This is a genomic window from Chloroflexus aurantiacus J-10-fl, from assembly GCF_000018865.1.
GTDB classification, from domain to species: Bacteria; Chloroflexota; Chloroflexia; order Chloroflexales; family Chloroflexaceae; genus Chloroflexus; species Chloroflexus aurantiacus.
Window position 1 is genome coordinate 1,697,140 of sequence record NC_010175.1, and the last position, 21,869, is coordinate 1,719,008.

General features: G+C 56.0%; 19 protein-coding genes. 4 read left to right on the forward strand and 15 right to left on the reverse strand.

The annotated features are described in order from the left end of the window. Positions 1–122 precede the first annotated feature (122 nt). Entirely contained in the window at positions 123–2,843 is a 2,721-nt protein-coding gene (locus tag CAUR_RS06350; protein ID WP_012257097.1) for a cation-translocating P-type ATPase, read from the forward strand. A gap of 205 nt (positions 2,844–3,048) precedes the next feature. Here the strand turns inward: CAUR_RS06350 and CAUR_RS06355 are convergent, their stop codons facing one another. The 7 genes from CAUR_RS06355 to CAUR_RS06385 all read right to left on the reverse strand — a co-directional run bounded on the left by CAUR_RS06355 (position 3,049) and on the right by CAUR_RS06385 (position 10,115). Next, a complete protein-coding gene (locus CAUR_RS06355; protein WP_012257098.1) occupies positions 3,049–4,362 on the reverse strand; it encodes an NAD(P)H-dependent oxidoreductase in 1,314 nt (437 codons plus the stop codon). Positions 4,363–4,557: 195 nt separating this feature from the next. Beyond that, entirely contained in the window at positions 4,558–5,088 is a 531-nt protein-coding gene (gene rfbC, locus CAUR_RS06360) for a dTDP-4-dehydrorhamnose 3,5-epimerase (protein ID WP_012257099.1), read from the reverse strand. A 5-nt stretch (positions 5,089–5,093) separates the two neighbouring features. Beyond that, a complete protein-coding gene (locus tag CAUR_RS06365; protein ID WP_012257100.1) occupies positions 5,094–6,122 on the reverse strand; it encodes an NAD-dependent epimerase/dehydratase family protein in 1,029 nt (342 codons plus the stop codon). A 14-nt stretch (positions 6,123–6,136) separates the two neighbouring features. Then, positions 6,137–6,913: a glucose-1-phosphate cytidylyltransferase gene (rfbF, locus tag CAUR_RS06370; protein ID WP_012257101.1), complete on the reverse strand. Its 777-nt coding sequence runs from the start codon at positions 6,911–6,913 to the stop codon at positions 6,137–6,139. 24 nt (positions 6,914–6,937) lie between these two features. Beyond that, a complete protein-coding gene (locus CAUR_RS06375) occupies positions 6,938–7,888 on the reverse strand; it encodes a UDP-glucuronic acid decarboxylase family protein (protein WP_012257102.1) in 951 nt (316 codons plus the stop codon). Between the two features lie 83 nt (positions 7,889–7,971). Further along, positions 7,972–8,985, reverse strand: a complete 1,014-nt coding sequence (locus CAUR_RS06380) for an NAD-dependent epimerase/dehydratase family protein (protein WP_012257103.1) — start codon at positions 8,983–8,985, stop codon at positions 7,972–7,974. After that, complete coding sequence (locus CAUR_RS06385; RefSeq protein WP_012257104.1) at positions 8,979–10,115, reverse strand: DegT/DnrJ/EryC1/StrS family aminotransferase; 1,137 nt, start codon at positions 10,113–10,115, stop codon at positions 8,979–8,981. Before CAUR_RS06385 ends, CAUR_RS06380 begins: the two co-directional genes overlap by 7 nt. Positions 10,116–10,314: 199 nt before the next feature. On the opposite strand from CAUR_RS06385, the gene CAUR_RS06390 reads away from it, so the two are divergent. Beyond that, positions 10,315–10,497, forward strand: coding sequence for a Flp family type IVb pilin (locus tag CAUR_RS06390; RefSeq protein WP_012660635.1), 183 nt, complete (start codon positions 10,315–10,317; stop codon positions 10,495–10,497). 382 nt (positions 10,498–10,879) lie between these two features. Here the strand turns inward: CAUR_RS06390 and CAUR_RS06395 are convergent, their stop codons facing one another. Beyond that, complete coding sequence (locus CAUR_RS06395; RefSeq protein ID WP_242605088.1) at positions 10,880–11,554, reverse strand: Crp/Fnr family transcriptional regulator; 675 nt, start codon at positions 11,552–11,554, stop codon at positions 10,880–10,882. Between the two features lie 356 nt (positions 11,555–11,910). Then, positions 11,911–13,215 carry a PQQ-dependent sugar dehydrogenase gene (locus CAUR_RS06400; RefSeq protein WP_012257106.1) on the reverse strand — a complete coding sequence of 435 codons (1,305 nt, stop codon included), beginning with the start codon at positions 13,213–13,215 and terminating at the stop codon, positions 11,911–11,913. Between the two features lie 273 nt (positions 13,216–13,488). On the opposite strand from CAUR_RS06400, the gene CAUR_RS06405 reads away from it, so the two are divergent. Next, positions 13,489–13,635: a hypothetical protein gene (locus CAUR_RS06405; RefSeq protein ID WP_157866400.1), complete on the forward strand. Its 147-nt coding sequence runs from the start codon at positions 13,489–13,491 to the stop codon at positions 13,633–13,635. Positions 13,636–13,758: 123 nt separating this feature from the next. Here the strand turns inward: CAUR_RS06405 and CAUR_RS06410 are convergent, their stop codons facing one another. The 6 genes from CAUR_RS06410 to greA form a co-directional block, all read right to left on the reverse strand. Further along, positions 13,759–15,039: a lysophospholipid acyltransferase family protein gene (locus CAUR_RS06410; RefSeq protein WP_012257107.1), complete on the reverse strand. Its 1,281-nt coding sequence runs from the start codon at positions 15,037–15,039 to the stop codon at positions 13,759–13,761. Beyond that, a complete protein-coding gene (locus tag CAUR_RS06415) occupies positions 15,020–16,003 on the reverse strand; it encodes an NAD-dependent epimerase/dehydratase family protein (protein WP_012257108.1) in 984 nt (327 codons plus the stop codon). The genes CAUR_RS06410 and CAUR_RS06415 overlap by 20 nt, the downstream gene beginning before the upstream one ends. Further along, entirely contained in the window at positions 16,000–16,416 is a 417-nt protein-coding gene (locus CAUR_RS06420) for a type II toxin-antitoxin system death-on-curing family toxin (RefSeq protein WP_012257109.1), read from the reverse strand. The genes CAUR_RS06415 and CAUR_RS06420 overlap by 4 nt, the downstream gene beginning before the upstream one ends. A gap of 15 nt (positions 16,417–16,431) precedes the next feature. Next, positions 16,432–16,647 (reverse strand): hypothetical protein, encoded by a 216-nt coding sequence (locus CAUR_RS06425; RefSeq protein WP_012257110.1) that lies wholly within the window; start codon positions 16,645–16,647, stop codon positions 16,432–16,434. A 40-nt stretch (positions 16,648–16,687) separates the two neighbouring features. After that, positions 16,688–18,163, reverse strand: coding sequence for a lysine--tRNA ligase (gene lysS / locus CAUR_RS06430; protein ID WP_012257111.1), 1,476 nt, complete (start codon positions 18,161–18,163; stop codon positions 16,688–16,690). Between the two features lie 198 nt (positions 18,164–18,361). Then, positions 18,362–18,835 (reverse strand): transcription elongation factor GreA, encoded by a 474-nt coding sequence (gene greA, locus CAUR_RS06435; RefSeq protein ID WP_012257112.1) that lies wholly within the window; start codon positions 18,833–18,835, stop codon positions 18,362–18,364. Between the two features lie 678 nt (positions 18,836–19,513). Here greA and CAUR_RS06440 point away from each other — a divergent pair. Continuing rightward, entirely contained in the window at positions 19,514–21,865 is a 2,352-nt protein-coding gene (locus CAUR_RS06440) for an FtsK/SpoIIIE family DNA translocase (protein ID WP_012257113.1), read from the forward strand. The last annotated feature ends 4 nt before the right edge of the window (positions 21,866–21,869 follow it).

The following is a 21,869-nucleotide window of genomic DNA, read 5'->3' on the forward strand; positions in this document are numbered from 1 at the left end:
AAAGTGGCACGAGGGTGTGCTACCCACTGCCTGCTGTGCCGTCAATGACCACCTGAACATAGACGGCCCTGTACGCCCGTTGCGAATAGACATTTCACGGCAATGGGCAAGGAGCAATTACTATGACCCTATCCACCTCTAAACAAGACCCGGCTCAACCACGCTGGCATGCACTCGAACTAACTGATGTTTTTACCCATCTGAACAGCTCACCCACCGGTTTGACGCCGGATGAGGCAGCAAAACGCCTGTCGATCTACGGCCCAAACGAGTTACAGGCAGCAGCGCGCGTCTCACCATGGACATTGCTACTCAACCAGTTTAAGAATGTCCTGATTATCATCCTCTTGATCGCTACCGGTCTGTCATTGTTGCTCGGTCACGGGATCGAATCAGTTGCCATTATCGTTATCGTGCTCTTTGCCGTATTGCTCGGTTTCATCCAGGAATACCGTGCCGAACGGGCAATTGAAGCACTCCGCCGTATGGCTGCACCCAATGCGACTGTGTTACGTGATGGCATTGAGCAGTCTGTCCCCGCGCACACACTGGTGCCCGGCGATGTTGTGCTATTACGCGCTGGAGATCGCGTTCCCGCCGATCTCCGCCTCATTGAAGCGCTGAATCTGCAAGTGGAAGAGGCAGCGCTCACCGGCGAGTCGGTGCCGGTTGAGAAGACTGCCGCCATCACCTTGCCCGCCGAAGCCCCGGTTGCCGAACGCAGGAATATGGTCTACGCCGGAACATCGATCAGTTATGGTCGTGGTCGGGGAGTGGTGGTAGCCACCGGTATGCAGACCGAGTTCGGGGTGATTGCCACGATGCTGCAAACGATTGAGACCGGGCGCACCCCCCTGCAAGACAACCTCGACCGGGTTGGACATATCCTTGCCCGATCAGCCCTGGTCATTGTCGCTGTGATTACCTTGCTCGGCTTTTGGCGCGGCCAACCACCGGTCGAGATGATTATCTTCGGCATCGCACTCGCGGTTGCGGTCGTTCCTGAAGCATTACCGGCAGTGGTAACCATCTCACTGGCTATCGGCGTTCAGCGCATGGTGAAGCGTAATGCGTTAATGCGTCGGTTGCCGGCAGTCGAAACCCTCGGCAGCACCTCGGTCATTTGCACCGACAAAACCGGCACCCTGACCAAAGACGAGATGACAGCGCGCCGGCTCTTTGTTGCCGGCCGCTGGTGGGACATTACCGGTTCTGGGTACGATCCGGTGGGCGAGTTTCGGTGCGATGATCGGACAACACCTGCTGATGAAGCTGTACGTCGGTTGCTCGAAGGTGCGGTGCTGGCATCCGATGCCCGCATTGTCTACCGCGAACAACGCTGGCATGCCCAGGGTGATCCAACCGAAGCAGCCCTGGTCGTCGCCGCCATCAAGGCCGGCCTGGTTGTTGAGGAGGTCGTAAGTCGAGCACCGCGCATTGCTGAAATCCCCTTTTCGTCGGAAACGAAACGGATGATCACCCTCCATGAAGTCGAGGGCGAAAGAGTCGCTTACGCTAAAGGGGCCCCAGAGGTGATTGTCAGTGCCTGTAGTCATTGGCTAACCCCCAACGGCGTTGCCCCGTTGCAGCCTGAAGATCGCGACACCATATTGCAGGCCGCGCAGACTATGGCCAGTCGTGCCCTGCGTGTGCTGGCAGTTGCCACCAAAGCCACCGCCGATGTAGCCGATGCTGAACACGATCTGACTCTGCTCGGTCTGGTCGGCATGATCGATCCACCCCGTCCCGAAGCCAAAGCAGCCATTCAAACCTGTCAACAAGCCGGTATTCGGGTCGTCATGATTACCGGCGACCACCCGTTAACCGCCGCCGCCATTGCGCGTGAACTGGGTCTGCTCACCCACGGGCGCGTAATAACCGGTGTCGAACTCGATACGTTGAGCGACGAAGAGTTTGCGCGTACTGTCGAGACTATCGATGTCTATGCCCGCGTCGCGCCAGTACACAAACTGCGCGTGGTGACGACCCTACAGCAAAAGGGATATGTGGTCGCGATGACCGGCGATGGCGTGAACGATGCACCTGCGCTGAAGAAGGCCGACATCGGCATCGCCATGGGGATTACCGGTACCGATGTCACCAAAGAGGCAGCGGCCATGACCATCACCGACGACAATTTTGCGTCAATTGTGGCCGCTGTCGAAGAGGGACGACGCATTTTTGGCAATATCAAGAAGTACCTGATGTATCTGCTCTCGTCGAATATCGGCGAAATTACGCTGATGGCCGGGGCCACCTTCGCCGGCTTACCTCTCCCGCTGACAGCAGTACAAATCCTCTACGTCAACCTTGCCACCGATGGCCTGCCGGCCCTGGCATTAGCGGTTGATCCACCCGAAGATGACTTAATGCGCCAACCACCGCGTGATCCTCGTCGGGGCATCTTTACCCGTCCGGTCGTTGGGTTAATGCTAGCCGGTGGTTTGTGGTCAGCATTGGTCAATATCAGCCTCTTCGTCTGGGCCTTGCAGAGTGGGCGCGGTCTCGCGGAAGCAATGACGATGACATTTGTCTCGCTCGTGTTGATCCAGTTTTTCAAGGCGTATAACTTCCGCTCAGATCACCTCTCCGTCTTCCATCGCCCCTTTGCCAATCGCTGGCTCAATCTGGCTATTCTCTGGGAGCTTATCTTACTGCTGGGTGTGGTCTATCTGCCATTCTTGCATGAACCATTTGGTACATTTCCACTCTCGCTGATCGATTGGGTAATCATCGGTGGTGTCGCTTTGACCATTGTCCCGGTGTTAGAGCTGGTCAAATGGGTGCTGCGGCATCGAGTGCCCGCTGTACCGGTTGTTGAAGGTGATAAGGCGGTGCAATGACCCTGACATACGAGGGGAACGAAACGGATGAGAAAGGGGGATGCCTGGGAGTTACATTGGTGGTAGCGAGCATGCCGTCGGCTCACCCCCGCGCTATCATCTACGATTACTGCTCTTCAGCGTGCGGAAGTGCAGCTTCCGCACGCTACAGATTGCCGGGTACAATCATTACGGTAGCACGCTCTGCATAGATCCTCAGAACAGCTCAGCGGTTCTCTGCCCAGAATAAGGCATCCTGTTCGGCGCGCAACTGATCACTCAGCCGATTTGCCGGCAGTTGCACATCGGCATACGAAATGATCCCATCTTTGGGAATATCGCGCAACAGGGTACACCCTTCCGCCAGACCAATCGGCAATAACCGCTCGGCCTGTACCACATCGGCATTTTCGGCCAGCCCATACGTCATGTAGCCACCCAATCCGTCCAGGGTCTGGCCGGCATGCAGATCGGTCTTGGCCGCCGTAATCACTTCAACCATAGGCCGCCCGGCTGCGGCCAGCACTGTATCACCAAACAGGGCTGCCCGCGCCACCGAGTTGGGAACTTCAAAGTGACACAGGTGATACGGGGTGTAAAAGAGATACAGTGGCCCCTTCCCCAGCTTATACAGGTTGAGATAATGCTGCATCCGCGGATGGTCGTGGGTGCCGAGCACAAAGACGCCGGGGCCGGGGGTGGCACCAACCACGTAATCAACAATGCCCGGCCCTGCGAGCAGAGCCTCAAGCGGATACAGGTCGTGAACCACATCGGCCAGCGGTGTGCCGGATGGGACGGTTGGGCCGAACATACCCCGTTTAGCGACCCGCATACCGGTTGCATTCGCGACCACGGCCTGCTCAAACGAGATTTTCGTCCCGTCGGCAAAGCTGGTCACCATATACGGGTTTTGCCCCCATTGGCGAGCAAAGTTGGCCTGTGTGGTCGGATTACGATAGGGATCGTGCAACCCTTTGATATTCCCGCACAACACCGGCTTCACCCCTAGCCCGCGCACGAAGCGGTAGAGGTTCATAGTCACCCCCGGCTGATCGCCGTCCGACAGCGTAAAGATTACACCGTAGCGCCGGGCGTAGACCTGCAAAATTGCGCCGAGCGTGCCGTCCAGTTCGGCATTCATCGTCACCACATGCTTACCGTGGCGCATTGCCGTAACGGCTACCTGGGCACCAAACTCAACCGCGCCGGTCACCTCCAGAATGACATCGATACCATCGGCAGCACACAGCAACAACGCATCGTCGGTCACTGTCGGCGCGCCAGCCGCCAGGGCTGCCGCCAGCGTTGCCGGCGAGTCTACGTAGCGAATTGCGTCAGACGGCACATCAGCCTCGGTATACGCCTGCACTGCTCGCTCAAGCGTGCGGTTGGCGATTGCTACCAGGCGCATGCCAGGAGTGTAGCGAATGATCTGGAGCGCAATACCTCGCGCCATAAAACCGGCCCCCACCATGCCAACCCGAATCGGGCGATTCTCGGCTTCAGCGCGTTGGAGTGCGGTGTCGATCAGGATCATAGGTTTCTCCGCTAGAACGTGTTGGGAAAAGAGGCAATAGTCGTCGTGCTACCGCTTCGGGCAATGACCTGAAAGCGGTTGGATGGTCGTGTCTTGTCGGATGGGCAAAGGTCAGACCCTTGCCCATCATTGTTCAGATAGACCCCAACGATATTCGCAGTTGGGAATGCTCACGGGGTATTTCGTTTCCGTTTGCTAACCGGTAAACAACGGCCAGCGCTTGTCTTTCTCGCTCATCTCGGTAACCGGTAATGGCCACTCGATACCGAACGCCGGATCATCGTAGCGCACACCACCTTCGGCGCTGGGGGTGTAGTACTGCGAAACCTGGTAGAATACTTCCGTATCGTCCTCAAGGGTCTGGAAGCCGTGCGCAAAACCTTCCGGAACATACAACGCCAGCCGATTCGCAGCAGTCAGTTTCACGCCAATCCACCGCTTGTATGTCGGTGAGTCAGGGCGCAAGTCGATGATCACATCGTAGATCGCACCGCGGATACAGCGCACCAGCTTGGTCTCGGCGTAGGGTGCGTGCTGAAAGTGCATACCACGCAGCGTACCGGCTACCCGGTTGTACGAGAGGTTCATCTGCACCACTCGATCAACCAGACCATGCTCAGCAAATTCGTCTTTCGCCCAAACCCGGGCGAAGAAACCACGATTGTCTTCGCGTGGCTCCAACTCGATAATGTGGGCATCTTTCAATTCGGTAGGAATGAAGCGCATGGTTATCAGCTCCTCCAGAACAGTTCGGCGTCAAGCTGATTGGTGGCAATCAGATGACGCAGCATCTTGAGCCGCGTGTAAGGCGGCGCCTCGAAGATCTCGCGTGTCATACCGATCCGCTCAAAGACTGCGCGTAATTGCCGGGCGCCGGCGACCGCATCATACCGACAGGCGAAACCGGGGAGGCGCGTGGCAATTTTACTAAAATCAACCCGGTAGCTCCGATTATCGCCATCGTTCCGACCGAACGTCAGCTCACAGCCAGGAAAGACTTCGGCGACAATTTCGGCAATTTCGCGCACACGGTAATTGTACCGGCTATCGCCAACATTGAAAACCTGGTTGTGAATCGCTTCGCGGGGTGCTTCCAGGGCACAGGCCACCGCATGGGCAATATCAAGGATGTGTACCAGCGGTCGCCACGGCGTGCCATCGCTCACCATCGCAATTTTACCGGTTGTCCAGGCCAGGCCCGCAAGATTGTTGAGTACAACATCGAAACGCTGACGTGGTGATGGCCCAAACGCAGTTGCGTTGCGCAAAAAGACCGGTGAGAAGGAGTCATCGGCCAGTTGCGCCAGATCACGCTCAACCAGCACCTTACATTCGGCATAGGCGGTTTGGGGATTGACCGGTGATTCCTCGGTTTTAATCTCACCCTCTTCACCAATGCCGTAGACTGAACACGACGACATATACACAAAGCGGGTGACGCCGGCGGCCTTTGCCGCTTGCGCCAGTTTGACGCTCCCCTGATGATTGATCTGAAACGTCAGTTCACGATTGAGCTGGCCGAGCGGATCATTCGATAACTCGGCCATATGTACCACGGCATCAAACCCAACCAGATCACTCACCGTCAGGCGGCGAATATCCTGTACGATGAGTGCCGGTTGCCGTTGGCCGCTGTGGAAGAGCCAGCCGCTTTCGTAGTAGCCGGTATCAACCCCAACGACCTCGTGGCCACGTTCGATCAGGTAAGGAGCGGTAACGATCCCGATATAGCCACCACTGCCGGTTAAAAGGACTTTCATAGTTCTCCCCCTGCTTACGCCCAAATCTTCCACGGTGCCTTACCGCTCTGCCACAGTTCTTCCAGATAATTCTTGTCGCGCAGGGTATCCATTGGGTGCCAGAACCCATGGTGGCGATAGGCTGCCAGTTGGCCGCTTAGAGCTAACTGTTCGAGTGGCTCACGTTCCCAGACGGTATCGTCACCGGCGATGAGATCGAAGGCTGCCGGTTCCACTACGAAAAAGCCACCATTGATGTAAGCACCATCACCACTCGGCTTCTCTTTAAAGCTTGCAATCAGACTCTGGTCTTCGGCCAGCGTAAAGGCGCCAAAACGGCCCGGCGGTTGCACGGCGGTCAGCGTTACGGTCACCCCCTGCTCGCGATGATAGGCAATCAGCGCCCGAATGTCCACATCGCTCACGCCATCGCCATATGTCAGGCAAAAGGTCTCGTTACCGACATAGGGCTGGATGCGCTTGATACGTCCGCCTGTCATCGTCTTCTCACCGGTATCAACCAGAGTCACCTGCCACGGTTCGATAGCCGTGTGATGCACCGTCATGCGATTTTCGCGCATATCGAAGGTCACATCGGCGTGATGCAGGTAGTAGTTGGCAAAATACTCTTTGATCATGTGCCCCTTGTAGCCGCAACAGATGATGAATTCGTTGATCCCGTGGGCGGAATAGATCTTCATAATGTGCCAGAGAATTGGCCGATTGCCGATTTCGACCATCGGTTTCGGACGAATGGCACTCTCTTCGCTGATCCGGGTGCCGTAGCCGCCAGCCAGAATGACCGCCTTCATACGCTTCGTACCGCCTCCTCGTGCTTATAATTCGCCACGTCGTTGTAGTTCCTGCCGGAACCAGGGTATTGTCTGCTCTAGGCCTTCGCGCAACGTCACTTTCGGTTCCCAATTGAGAATTCGGCGCGCTTTGGTAATATCGGGTTGCCGCACTTGAGGGTCGTCTTTCGTGCGCAGATCGCGGTAGACGACGCCAGCCTTATTGCCCGTGATCTCATTCACAATCTGGGCAAACTCGGCTATCGTAAACTCACCCGGATTACCAATATTGACCGGTTCGACCTCATCACTGAAGAGCAATCGGTACACGCCTTCAACCAGATCGGAAACGTACTGGAACGAACGGGTCTGGCTGCCATCACCGTAGATAGTGAGCGGCTCGCCACGCAGTGCCTGTGAAATAAAGTTGGGCACGACCCGCCCGTCACGCAACCGCATGCGTGGGCCATAGGTATTGAAGATGCGAACAATGCGGGTTTCCACACCGTGATACGTGTGATAAGCCATCGTCATCGCCTCAGCGAAACGCTTGGCTTCATCGTAGACGCCGCGCGGCCCGACCGGATTCACGTGCCCGTAGTAACTTTCGGGTTGCGGATGGACCTGGGGGTCGCCGTACACTTCCGAGGTTGAAGCGAGGAGGAAGCGGGCACCTTTGGCCCGTGCCAGACCAAGCGCCTTGTGCGTACCGAGAGCACCCACTTTGAGCGTCTGAATCGGTAGCTCAAGGTAATCAATTGGCGATGCCGGTGACGCAAAATGCAACACGGCGTCAATCGGCCCTTCGATATAGATGTAATTAGTAACATCGTGGTGAATGAAGAGGAAGCGAGGGTGTCCGGCCAGATGAGCGATGTTGTCGGTGCTGCCGGTGATCAGATTATCCATTGCGATCACCGTATGACCTTCAGCCAGAAAACGATCACAGAGGTGTGAACCGAGAAATCCTGCTCCGCCGGTAATTAACACGCGCATAGATGATGTGCTCCTTCGTTGCTTTTCAGCCTGTATTCTAATCTGTCATCGTGAAGGTTTGATGAATATTGTACCGATACCTGTTAAACTCCTTCTACCTGCACATCCCAATAGTGGTGGCGATGCTCACGGTAGAAGGCAATAGTCCGGGCCAGACCGGTGCGGAGGTCAATTCGCGGCTGCCAGCCCAGCATGGTGCGGATCCGCCGATCATCGGCATAGTAATCACCAATATCAATCGGCTTGCGGTCGGCTGGATAGGGAATAATCTCAAAGCTGCCCCCGCCGGCCACTTCAACCGTCAGTGCGGCCAGGTCACGCAGACTGATGACTTCAAGCCCGCCTAGATTAAAAATTTGTCCGCTTGCTGCCGGATGCAATGCCGCCAGCAAGAGGGCATCAACACAATCATCAATATAGGTAAAATCGCGTAACTGACTACCATCGCCCCACACCTGGATCGGCTTCCCTTCGATGACATTCCTGATCCAGATACCAAGAAAGGTCTGGCGCGCGTCTTTGACCCGCATGCGCGGGCCGTAGGTGTTGGTCAGACGTAAGGCGCATGCCCGAATACCATAGACATTGTTGTAGAGAATGTGATACCATTCGCCGGCCATTTTATTGATGCCATTCACATCAACCGGATGCAAAAGATGCCGTTCATCTACCGGCAGGTAATTGGGCTTACCGTAAATCTGCCGGGTTGAGGCATACACGACGGTGATGCCTGGATTATGTTTACGGCACGCTTCGAGGATAGAGAGCTGCGCCCGGCAATTGATGTCGAGATCGATATACGGATTGCGCATCGAATCGAGATGACTGGTCTGGCCGGCCAGGTTAAAGAGCACATCCTGCCCCTGCACCAGATAGTTCATCGAGTATTCATCGCGTACATCGGCAATGTTCACGCGCACCCGATCTTCGATTCCGGCGATGTTGTAGAGATTCCCGCCGTACTCTGGGATCAGCGAATCGACCAGAGTGACGTTCGCGCCCAGTTCAACCAGGCGATGGGCCAGATTTGAGCCGATAAAACCCAGGCCACCGGTGATCAACACCCGTGCCCCGGCAAACGTTTGTAGATTTACCATATCCCCCCCGCTCGAATCGTCTCGGCAACCAGCATAATCTCTTCATACGTCAATTCCGGGTACATTGGCAGAGATAAAATGCGTCCGGCCAGATCTTCGGTCACCGGCAGGCTTCCTGGATGATAGCCAAGATCGGCGTAGGCCGGTTGTAGATGGGTTGGTACCGGATAATGAATATCACAACCAATGCCGTTGGCAAGGAGATGGTCGCGTAACCGGTCACGGCTGGCCCGATCAGGTAAGGTGACCACATAGAGATGATACACGTGACCCGGCTCGTCCACCGGCAAACCAAGCGGCAGATCGGCCAATGCAGTCGCGTACCAGGCCGCCCGTTCACGACGGGCCGCATTAGCGGCGGCAAGATGCGGGAGCTTGACACGCAGAAGTGCTGCCTGTAGCTCATCGAGGCGCGAATTCCGCCCACCCACCTCGCTCGTGTAGTATTTGCGTTCCCAGCCGTACATGCGCAACCGACGAAGTTGCGCTGCCATCTGATCATCATTGGTTACTACCGCACCACCATCACCAAGCGCGCCCAGATTCTTGCTGGGGTAGAAGCTAAACGCTGCCAGATTACCCCATTGCCCGGCCATCCGTGGTTGTCCATCAGCACCGGTACGCCATGCTCCGTGCGCCTGCGCTGCATCTTCAATGACGACGAGACCGTGCCGTTCGGCCAATGCCGTAATAGCCGCCATATCGGCTAGCCGCCCGAACAGATGTACCGGAATCACGGCTTTCGTGCGCGGAGTGATAGCCGCCGCCACTGCCGCCGGATCAATATTCTGCGTAGCGGGATCAACATCAACCAGTACTGGACGTGCACCGGCCTGAAGAATGGCAGCTACGTCGTACATGCACGCATTTGCGACGGTAATCACTTCATCACCAGGGCCGATCCCGGCAGCCGCCAGTGCCAGGTACAACGCTTCGGCACCACTGGCCACACCAACACAATGGCGGGCACCACAAAACGTGGCAAACTCCTGCTCGAAAGCAGCAACTTCATGACCCAAAATAAACCAGCCGCTCTCAATCACACGACCGGCGGCAGCGATCAGGTCTGCGGTGAGTGCCTGATGACTGCGTCGTAAATCGCCAAACGGCACCCGCCATGATGTTGTCATAGATATGCTCCTTTGCTAACATTGCCTACCCGGTTGTGCTCACAAAGATAAAGATACGAGCAGAGCCGTCATTGGTATTCAGCATGTACCTTGCATTGCCCAGGTACTATAGCGTAATAGTACCTGATACTGATTGCATATTGCTCGCATTCAGGATACAGTGGAACTATCAATCTTTTCAGAAAGGAGGTGAAAGCAGATGGTCGTTACATACCTACCGCGTCTCGTACACACATTACGGCTGCACCGCGAGCGTGGACAGGGGCTGGCCGAGTACGGGTTAATTATCACATTAATTGCTCTAGTTTGTGTATTGGCAATCAGTGCGATTGGCGGCTCCTTGTCCGACATGTACAATACCGTTGCGGCGCTCTTCCAGTAGGCATTATCCGTTGATCTGGTCTGAATCTCTCTGCAACACGGCACGCTGCGCCATTGTGGGCAGCGTGCCGTGTTTTTAGAACATCGGGCTGGTACCGGATTAGAACGTATCTCATGATCAGGTATAGCCTGCTCTGCTGAATACACACCCGCACATATGCCGCATACCACACCTGGAATGCGGAATTACAGCCGCTGAACCAGACTCATTCATCACCACGATCATACAGGAAGAGTAGCCCGTGTCTATGCCAACTTGCGGCAGACGGCTCCTACACTGCTATAGGAGCGTGAACGAATGCCATCATCGTACAAACGCTCGCGAAACTCGCGAGAGGTGTGATGCCTGTCACATCACTTCACTGCTCCGAGATAGCTTCTCCCTACTCTTCGGCCACCTTCGCCAGCCGCACTCGATCCAGCACAACCACCCGGCCACGCTCTAACTTGACCAGGCGTTCTTCGGCCATCCGCCGTAGGGCCCGTCCGGCAATCTCGCGCACGGTACCGGTACGTTCGGCCAATTCCTGCTGCGTGACTTCGGCGGTGCCTTCGGCTGCCTCGGCCAGCAACAGGCGCGCCAGACGGGCACGTACCGAACGAAAGGCCAAATCCTCAACCAGAGTAACCAGCTCACGTAACTGTCCGGCCAGATCAGAGAGCGCTGCCAGCGCCAGATCGGGGTGTTTCCGAATGAGCGCCAGCAAATCCTCGCGTGCCAGCAGTAAACAGGTGACCTGACTCATCGCACGAGCAGTGGCCGGACTTAGCCCGGCGTCGAAGATCGGCACAGCGTTAAAATATTCTCCCGGCCCAACCATTGCCAGCACCTGCTCGCGACCATCAGGTGCCGTGCGTGACAGTCTGACCCGACCGCGCACCACAAAGAAGATCGCGTGTGCCGGCTGGTCTTCATAGATGATATGCTGACCGGGGCGATAATGACATATCTGCACACGACGGGCAGTATCGGCCAGAGTTGCCTCATCGAGCGTGGCAAATAACGGAATAGCGCGCAGGTCTTCAATCGTCATTGCGCTGCCCACAATGTGTATCACATACTGCACAGCAGGCACAGTGCCGCTGTTGCTATTCATTATAGAGAGTTTTGTACGTGAGTAAGTTACGGTGGGGTGGTAGGGATGTTGCGATGTGTTCATCAACGATGACCTGTTCGCTTCTGACCGCACAGAGGCCAGAACCCAGAGAAGCCAAGCGTCTCGTCTGTTGAGGAGAATGTCTTCATTGGCAAAGCCGAAGGGGTGGCCGGCCTGTCACCTACCTCTTGTATGCCCGATAGTGCAGACAATGCCTGGCAACCCCTTCACCATACCAAAGCTGATATGCTGTTCCGGTAGTGATAGGTATGATCGACCTGAGCCTCCTGGTAATGCTTTAAGCGCCTTATTGCCATCTAGGATCGACTCATCACCAGCCGATACACCCCACCTGCCCGATCCAGCAGATACACCTCCCCTTGTTCATCCAGACCGAACGACGTGGTTTGGATCGGTAGCCGGGCAATCAGTGCGTGTTGCCAGGTCTCGCCATTTGCCCATAGCGCCCACAAATTGCCGGTGCAGTAATCGGCGTAGAAGTAGACACCGTGTAATGCCGGTTGCTGAACCCCGCGATATACTTCACCACCGGTGACTGAACAACCACCACTCGCGCTATCGTGTGGATAAACCGCGACCGGTAAGACCAGTCCGGTTGGATCGCAGCTTGCCGGTCGGTAACACTGATCGCCCTCCATCAGACGCCAGCCATAGTTGAGACCGCCCGTCGCTGCGGATGCAACATTGACCTCTTCCTGTTCATTCTGGCCGACATCCGCAATGAAGATCAGGTTTGTAACTGGATCGAAGGTGAAGCGCCAGGGATTGCGTAAGCCGTAAGCCCAAATCTCTGGCAATGCAGCGGCTGTATTCACGAAGGGATTATCGGCTGGGATTGCATACGGCTGCCCGTTATCAATGTCGATCCGCAGCAACTTACCGAGTAACGTATCCAGCCGTTGCCCGGCATCGAGTGGATCGCCGGCACCACCACCATCACCGGTACCGATGTAGAGATAGCCGTCATTGCCAAAGAGTAGCAACCCGCCATTATGGTTGGCTGCCGGCTGATCAATCCGCAACAGCTCACGAGCACTGGTTGGATCGGCCTGATCCGAGCCAGGATCGGCGCGATACTCGGCAACAACCGTATCACCGTTGGTGTTGGTGTAGTTCACAAAGAAACGTCCGTTACCGGCAAATTGAGGGTGAAACGCAACACTCAGCAAGCCCTGTTCATTGCCACGCGAGCCAACCTGTTCGCGAATGTCGAGAAACGGCGTTGACACCTTCACGCCGTTTCGCAAGACCCAGATACGACCGGTCTGTTCGACCACAAAGAGACGGCCACTGCCATCGCCGGCATGCGTGATATGGGTCGGACGTGAAAAACCATCAGCAACCTGTTCCAGAGCATAGCTGAACATAGTGGGATCAACCGCGACCGCCGGTGAGGTTGGCGCAGGCGTCGGTGCAGTGGCCGGCGGTAACGTAGCGACGGGTGGTGTGGCTGATGGCTCCGGGAGAGGAGACGCGGTGGTAGCCGGCGTCACGATTGGCGCAGCAGGTGGTGCGGGCGAATCGTCAGCAACACGTTCCGGGATACTGGAACACGCCGTCATCCAGAGAATACTCATCAAGATCATCAAGATACGTGGCATCGATTTCCCATCTAGTTATAGAACGTTATCCTACAGGATTCATACCACACCTGGCATCATGAATGTCGAGTGCGTTATCAGCGAGATTCATTGCTGAGAGAGACAGAGTTATATCAAACCTGCTACAGTCCAATGCATAGCCCGCGATCCAAGACGTATCCGTTCGCCGCATTCCTCGAATGGTAATGTGAACGGGCACGTCATCGTCCGTAGGGGCGGGTTTGGAACCCGCCCCTTCATGTGCAAGGGCGGACAGAACGAGCAGGAAGAGACGTGTCTTCGACGTTCCAGCACGGTGATGACATCGGAACGATGCATATCGTTGCGCAAGAGGTGGTACCACCAGATGAAGGGTCGCACATCGTATCTGTGATCAGCAGATTGATCGGCACAACACCTGACCGGCAGGCAAAACGATGAGTGCGGAAACGTGGCTTCCGCACTCCAAACGACACAATGCACACTCTACTCGTGGGAAAGGCACCCGATCCAGCACGTGATTAAATAGCTTCCACAGAAACCGCACGCCGTGCACCCTTAGCGCTAAAACACCGACGTGCGCTCGGCCAGCTTCTGGTTAATAACTTCCTGGATCGTCTCACGCACTTGCTCGGACAGTGCCAGCACCGTGATCGGATCATCAGCCGCATCGGCGTCGTACTCATCGGTGGCAATCGGCGGACAGAACGTAATACTCCAGCGGGTCGGAAGTGGAATGACACCGAGCAGACCAAACCAGGGGAAGAAGGGCGTAAGCGGAAAATAGGGAAACCCGAGCAATTTAGCGATGCCCTCAGCGTTCGCCAGCATCGGATAAATCTCTTCCGCCCCTACCACAGCCACCGGTATAATCGGTGAACGTGTTCGTAAGGCGGCCTGAACAAACCCACCGCGTCCAAAACGGGCCAGCTTGTAGCGGTCCTTGAAGAGTTTGCCAACCCCTTTCAAACCTTCAGGGAAAACACATACCAGCTCATCCTGTTCAAGTAACCGGATCGCGTTTTCCGGAATACCGGGCACCTGCCCTAGCGCAGCCAGAGTTGGGGCGATGATCGGTAAGGTGCTGAACCAGTGTAAATGCAGCGAGCGCACAATCCGTTCATTCTGGGCCGGGTGTTCATTGAAAACTGCCGTAGCAATCATCGCCCCGTCCCACGGCAGTACGCCACTGTGATTTGCCACCAGCAAAGCCCGCCCACTGGCAGGTACGTGTTCGAGACCGGTAGCTGTCACCCGCCACCACGTACTATACATAAACGAGAGAAATGGACGGGCAATCTCGATAATTTCACGATCCATCCCAAACGGATCGGTACTGTATTCACCACGCAGGCGGCGTTGAATAAAGGATGCCTGTTCATTGATTTGATACTGCAAGATCATCCCGACCCCCTTCCAGAAATCAGGATCGAGATAGTCACGCAGATCAACACCTTGCAGCATGCTATTAATGCGCTCGACCTGCTCGTTGGTCATGCGTTGCAGATTTTCACCAATGAGCCGAATGACACCAGCAGCGAACTGACCGAGCGCAGCCTGGGGAGCAGGTTGTTGCTCACTCTGCTGACGAATATCAATCTCTACCTCGAAAAGCTGTTCAGCCGAACGACTGGATGCCGACGGCTCGTCCCAGCTCGTTAGCGACGGTGAAGGTTGCGGCGAATCGAGGGCTGGTGTCGGAGCGACAGCTCCATCAACGTGATCGGGATCGGCGGTTGTCGGCGTCTCTGAGGTTGTCTCAATGGTCACCGCCTTTGTCCGGCGTCGCCGGGGATGCTGAACCTCTGTATCACTGGTCAGTGGATCAACCGGCTCGTCGTTCATCGTGCATTCTCCTGCGATTGAAAAATTCATCGAGGGCGCGGGCAGCCGTAGCCCGCTCCTCTTCTGGCGACAACGGCTTCAGTGTGTCGAGAGCCGTTGCCATATCGTAGTGGGCCGACCATCCTAGCAAGCGACAGGCACGCTCAGGATCGATAGTACAACGGTAGCGCAAGAAATCAACGTCGAAGGGCCATCCGGCCGGCGGTTGATTGTCGAAGAGAGGGCCTAATACCGGTACCGGCTGATGTCCCAGCCGGCGAATGACCTGGCTCAGCGGCATCGATTGCGCTGGAGCGAGATTGAAAGCACCGCCAATCGGTTGCTGCACCGCCGCCAACACTGCCTGAGCAGCATCGGTGAGGTGGAGTAGCTGGATCATTGGGTCGAAGCCGAACAACATCTGGGGGGCTGGTGCGCGCAGATAGCGCATCAGCGGGCTATCCTGGTCAAGCAGCGGTGCATAGCGCAACACCGTCACTGTGATTTGAGGGTGGCGGGAAGCAAAATCGGCCACCACCTGCTCTACTTCACCCAGAGTACGCAGGAGGCCCCGGCTATGCTGCGTCTTGATCGGACGCTCTTCGCTGATCAACAACGGATTCAACGGACTGGCGCCATAGATCCAGCCATGACTGCGTAACACAACATGGCGTATGCCGGCAGCACGACAGGCACCGAGCAACTCCATCGTGCCAATGACATTGTGCTGAACCGTCGTTTCGTGGTCAGGCAGCGGTTCATCGAACCCCAACAGATCGCAATGAACGACGGTGTCTATCTGCTCATGGCGCAATAACTCAAGCAACTGATGACGATCAAGTCGGGCTACCAGCCAGTCGGCTTTGCCGATAGGAGCTGTTGGTGGTTGTTGTCCCAGGACGATAACATCGTGATGCTGGCTCAACACCTGGGCGGCCTGCGCACTTAACATTCCTTTTGCGCCGTTGATAAGCACCCGCTTCATGGCAATATTCCTACATTTTCGCGCAACCAGCGCTCAAGCTCTTCCCGATCCATATCACCGTGGCTCAATGCCCGAAACACCCAGGCAATCTCATCAGGTCCAACTTCCGGTCGTAAACAGGCTCCATTGATTGCAAGAAAGCGGAGCAGGCAGGCAAATGCAGTCGCCTCGTTAGCCGAATTGAAGGGATGATGCTTCACGAGCAAAAAGGTGAAGACAGCGGCTTTACTGCACAGATCGGGATACAGCTCGGTTTCAAAGAGAATTTGGCGTGGTGCCTGCAAGACCATCTGCAACCGATCCTGGCTTTTAATGCCGAGCAGTCCACCGTAGCGCTCTATGACCAGGGTGTGCAGATCAAGCACATCATCCAGTGAAAGATAGACGATGTCGGTCGCTTCCTCGTCAAACATCACACCATCTCGCGTCTATATCCCGACAATCTGCCGAAACGCTCGATCATACTGATCACACATTGCTTCAGCCCATGCCCGCAGATGGGGACTCATAGGCCGGCGAATGAGCAGTTCTCGTTCGGTGAAGACCAGTTCAACCAGCTCTTCTTCGCCGAGACCAATCGCTTCGATCCAGCGTTGCACAACCGCAGGCAAACTCTCACGCTCAACCGTAAATGAGCGGGGCATACGCTCCTCCTTTCCGGCGATAGATTGCCTGCACCGCTCGCTACTCATCAGACCGTTCCCGCAAATGCGGGAAGAGAATCACTTCGCGAATGTTGGATTGATCGGTCAAGACCATCACCAGGCGGTCGATACCTACCCCAAGACCACCGGTCGGTGGCATACCGTAACGTAGCGCATTGATAAAATCTTCGTCCATCTGGTGCGCCTCTTCATCACCGGCAGCGAAGGCGCGTAACTGTTCACGGAAGCGTTCTTCCTGGTCGAATGGATCATTCAACTCGGTGAAGGCATTGCCAATCTCCATACCGGCGATAAAGGCCTCGAAGCGCTCGGTAAAATCAGGCCGGTCAGGAATCCGCTTTGCCAGCGGCGACATCGCCACCGGATAATCGATGATGAAGGTTGGCTGGAACAGATGAGGTTGTACAAACTCCGAGAAGAGTTCGTCAACCTGCTTTGCCCACGACGCCTTGCGTTCAACCCGCAATCCACGTGCGCTGATAGCTTCTTGTAAGGCATCCAGATCGGTGATCTGGGTAATGTCGATACCGGTGCGGTCGGCAATCGCTGTTGCCATCGCAATGCGCGGCCAGGGTGGACGAAAATCAAGTTCACGGCCCTGATAGGTGATCGTTGTGGTGCCGTGGACAGCCAGACAAATCTCGCTCAGCATCTCTTCCACCAGAGTCATCATGGCGTGATAATCAGCATACGCCTGATAACATTCCATCATGGTGAACTCTGGATTGTGTGAGCGATCAACCCCTTCATTGCGAAAGTTCTTCCCGATTTCGTACACACCGGGAAAGCCGCCGACAATCAGGCGCTTGAGGTAGAGTTCGGTGGCGATCCGCAAATAGAGATTCTGGCCCAGCGCATTGTGATAGGTGATAAAAGGGCGTGCAGCAGCCCCACCGTAGAGTGGTTGCAACACCGGTGTCTCAACTTCGAGAAAGCCCCGTTCATCCAGGACGCGCCGCATCGTGCTGATGACACGGGCCCGCGCCCGGAAAATCTCGCGGCGGTCACGGTTAACGATCAGGTCGAGATAGCGCTGGCGATGGCGCTCTTCGACATCTTGCAAACCGGCCCATTTTTCAGGGGGTGGATTAATCGCCTTGGCCAGTATTGCCAGCTCACGCACAAAGAGCGAGCGTTCACCGGTCTTGGTGCAACGTAATACACCACTCGCCTGGACAATATCGAAGGTGTCGAGCTGATCGCGAAAACGCTCGAACCATTCATCACCGAGATCGGCCCGGCTGAGCCAGAGCTGAATCTCACCCGTGCCATCTTCAATATGAGCAAAGGCGATCTTACCCATAATGCGGCGAGCGCCGATGATGCGTCCGGTCAGCGTCAGTGTGGTGGACTGGGCGACCAGATCATCAAACGCAGCCAGAGCTTCGGCAATGGTATGGCTGCGGTAACAGCGAGGTGGGTATGGATCGAGACCGGCAGCACGCAATTCGGCCAGCTTTGCCGCACGTTGGGCCTGTAAATCATTCAATTCCATAGCATGTTTTCACGATAGTATCAAGCCAGAGAATATCTTCAAAGCACCGGCACAGCTCTTCCCATTATACCGGAAAAAAGACAATAGGGCATCGGCTTACCGACGCCCTCTCAAAACAACAATCAGCACCAGGCAATCAGCAACTACCAGATAGTTGTTGCTGACAAAGGTGGTTCACCCGTCCACAATCGTTAATTACTAACGCACTTTGAGAATGGTTAATTTCATGACGCCGGAAGGCGTGTGAACGGTCACCTTATTACGTGCGCGCTTGCCGAGCAGTGCAGCACCGAGCGGTGACTCATTTGAGATACGGCCCTGGCGCGGATTGGCTTCCGCACTACCAACAATCGTCCAGGTCTCTTCTGTACCATCGTCTTCAAAGCGCACGGTTACAGATGAACCAACCCGTACTTCACCATTGCTGGCCTGATCCTCATCAATGACTTCAGCGCGTGAGAGCAAGTGCTTCAGCTCGCGAATACGACCTTCAAGGAGCGCCTGTGCCTTTTTGGCATCCTCATATTCACCGCTCTCGGAAATATCGCCCAATTCTTTGGCCGCTGCGATCCGTTCGGCAATCTGCTTGCGCTCAACCGTGGTTAGATACTCAAGCTCTGCCTCCAAACGGGCGCGACCTTCGCGAGTCAGATACGTTGGCTTCTCTGTCATCACTACTGCCTCTACGCTGCCCGCACCGCCCAACCGGACGGTCGGAAAACCCTCAATATAAAAAGAATAACTGAGAGCACATCTCTCAGTTGAAGTCAGGCAGGCGGTGCAATCCACCACATACCTTGCCACAATTATATGAGGTTAGCAGCAATTTGTAAAGAGGGGCACAATTGCAGACTGATAACTCCCTGTGGATGCTGGTTGGAAATCGGCTCGTCACACCGCTTGATTACCACTCCCCATCATCTCGCCAGACCCATAACGTCAGGCTCTGTCCTGTCCGGGTGAGAGTAGCGCAGGTGCTGTTCCCGTACTCTACCCGCTCTGAACTGCCCCATAGCCCAACGACTCCGGGCTGACCAGGGTGTGAGTATTCATAGCCGAATTGACGGCACTGGCGAGGGTGAGCTGTGCCACGAACGCATCGGCAGGTGCGCACAGCCACGATCCCCTGCATCAGGTCAATCACACCCGACCCATATTTTGGGTAATACGTGCACACCTCTGCGGGAATTGCCGGTGGACGGGATAGAACCTCGCCCCACGATCCGCTACCCAACACGCCTCGTGGATAATAACATAATTGAATCTCCTAGACAGTAGCTTTCTCGCACAAATATGCTATAATCGTATCGCATATATTTTCATATATTTGATGCACTACAAGCAAAAGCCATGGCTTCACGCAGTGGTAATAAATCAACAGGATCACGACGAGCGAGCAGTCAGAAGCGCGGCAAAAGCAGCGCGAAAGGGGGCTGGCGGATCGTCTTGCGACCCGAACACCAACGTGAACTTTTCGCGTTGGGGCTGATGCTGGTTGCTGTCCTGACCATTATCTTTGTCTTTACCGGCGAAGCTGGCGGTCTGGGAACTCTCTATCTCAATACCGTGCGTTCGCTGTTCGGTGCCGGTGTCTTTTTTGTCCCGCTCACGCTCTTCATGATCGGGCTGGCGATTCTCTGGCAAGAGCGCATGCACGATGCCAGTCTGAGCGGTGCCAATGTTCTGGGTACCGGCATGATATTACTGGCCATGCTGGGTCTGCTTGAAGTGCCGGTACATTCCATTCTCATCGCTGATCGAATGAATGAGGGTGGGGGCTGGATTGGTTACTGGCTGCTTGAACTGCTTCAGATGGCGATTGGGCAGATCGCAGCGGTGCTGGTGATTCTGGCGCTCGGTCTGGCCGGCCTGCTGCTCACGTTCAATCTTACGGTACGCGAGCTGGTGGTGGGGATGGTCGAACGTACTATCGCGTTCTGGCAGGTGTTGTGGAGTGCACCACGACGCCCGCAATCATCACCGGCAACGCTGCCGCGCAGTGGCGCCGATCTGGTATTTTCCCCACCTCCCCAGGGTGGGAGTGATGATGATATTGTGCCGACCCCAATCGCGGCCCGTCCTACCCGGGCCAGCCTCTTCCAACGCCCTACGCCTGAGCTACCTCCACCGGCCAGAGAGCCAGCGGTGTCGGTAAAGCCGATTACACCGGTGAAGCCCGAACCGGTACAAGAGGTGGTGCAGGAACCGCTAGATGGCTTTGAGATTTCGCCGGTACGCCGGGCATGGCCGCTGCCTTCCCTCGATCTGCTCCTGGAACGCACGGTCGATGGCGGGATTACTGATGAAGAACGCCGACTCAAGGCACGGGTGATCGAGGAGACCCTGGCCAGTTTTAAGGTCGAAGCCCGTGTTGTGGGGGTGAATACCGGCCCGGCGGTAACCCAGTTTGAGCTGCAACCGGCAGTAGGGGTGAAAGTCGCCAAGATTACGACGCTCGAACGCGACCTGGCACTGGCGCTGGCAGCCCAATCGATACGAATTGAAGCACCAATTCCAGGCAAGAATGTAGTTGGGATCGAGATTCCCAACAGCGCGATTGCCATGGTGTCACTGCGCGAGGTGCTCGACAGCGAGGAGTTTGAAACCTTCCGCGGGCGGCTGAAATTGCCGCTGGGTAAAGATGTCAGCGGTACGCCGGTGATTGCTGATCTGACCAAAATGCCCCACCTGCTGGTGGCCGGTGCAACCGGTTCGGGGAAGTCGGTGGCTATCAATGCGTTTCTCTGCGGTCTGCTCTTGAAGCATACGCCTGATGAACTCAAGCTCATTCTGATCGACCCCAAGATGGTCGAGATGATTGTTTACAACCATATCCCCCATCTGCTCTCGCCGGTCGTCACCGAAGTGGAACGGGTGGTGCCAACGCTGAAGTGGGCAACCCGCGAGATGGAACGCCGGTATAAGGTCTTCGCCCGTAACGGTTGTCGTAACATTGACAGTTATCGTCAACTGGCGCGTAAACGGGCCGATCTGGAACCGATGCCCTATATCGTGATTGTGATCGATGAGCTGGCCGACCTGATGATGATGGCAGCCGATGAAGTCGAGACGTATATCTGTCGGCTGGCCCAGATGGCCCGCGCAACCGGGATTCACCTGATTATTGCGACGCAGCGCCCTTCGGTTGATGTGATTACCGGTTTGATCAAGGCCAACTTCCCGTCACGAATTGCCTTTGCCGTCACGTCGCAAGTTGATAGCCGGGTGATCCTCGACGTGCCGGGTGCTGAACATCTGCTTGGCCGGGGTGACATGCTGTATATGGCCGCCGACTCGGCCAAACTGATCCGGATTCAAGGCACCTACGTCGCCGACCGTGAAGTCGAGCGGATCGTTGAGTTCTGGCGTCATGCCGCGCCACCGACCGAGGCGACTGCGGCCCAGCCGAATACGGCCACCGGTGAAGGAAAGGCGGCTGAAGAGTCTTCCGGCGCTGAGCCATTCCGACCGCCAGCCGAGTTTCTTTCTCCCGCCGAACAAGATGAGTTATTACCGCAGGCAATTGCGCTTGTGGGTCAACACCAGCGTGCCTCTGCTTCGCTGTTGCAACGTCGGTTGCGCATCGGTTATTCAAAAGCCCAGCAATTGATCGATCTGCTCGAACAGCAGGGGTATGTCGGCCCAGCCGAGGGGGGACGTTCACGAGAAGTGCTCAAGCGCAACGGTTCAGCAACGTCGTAACAGC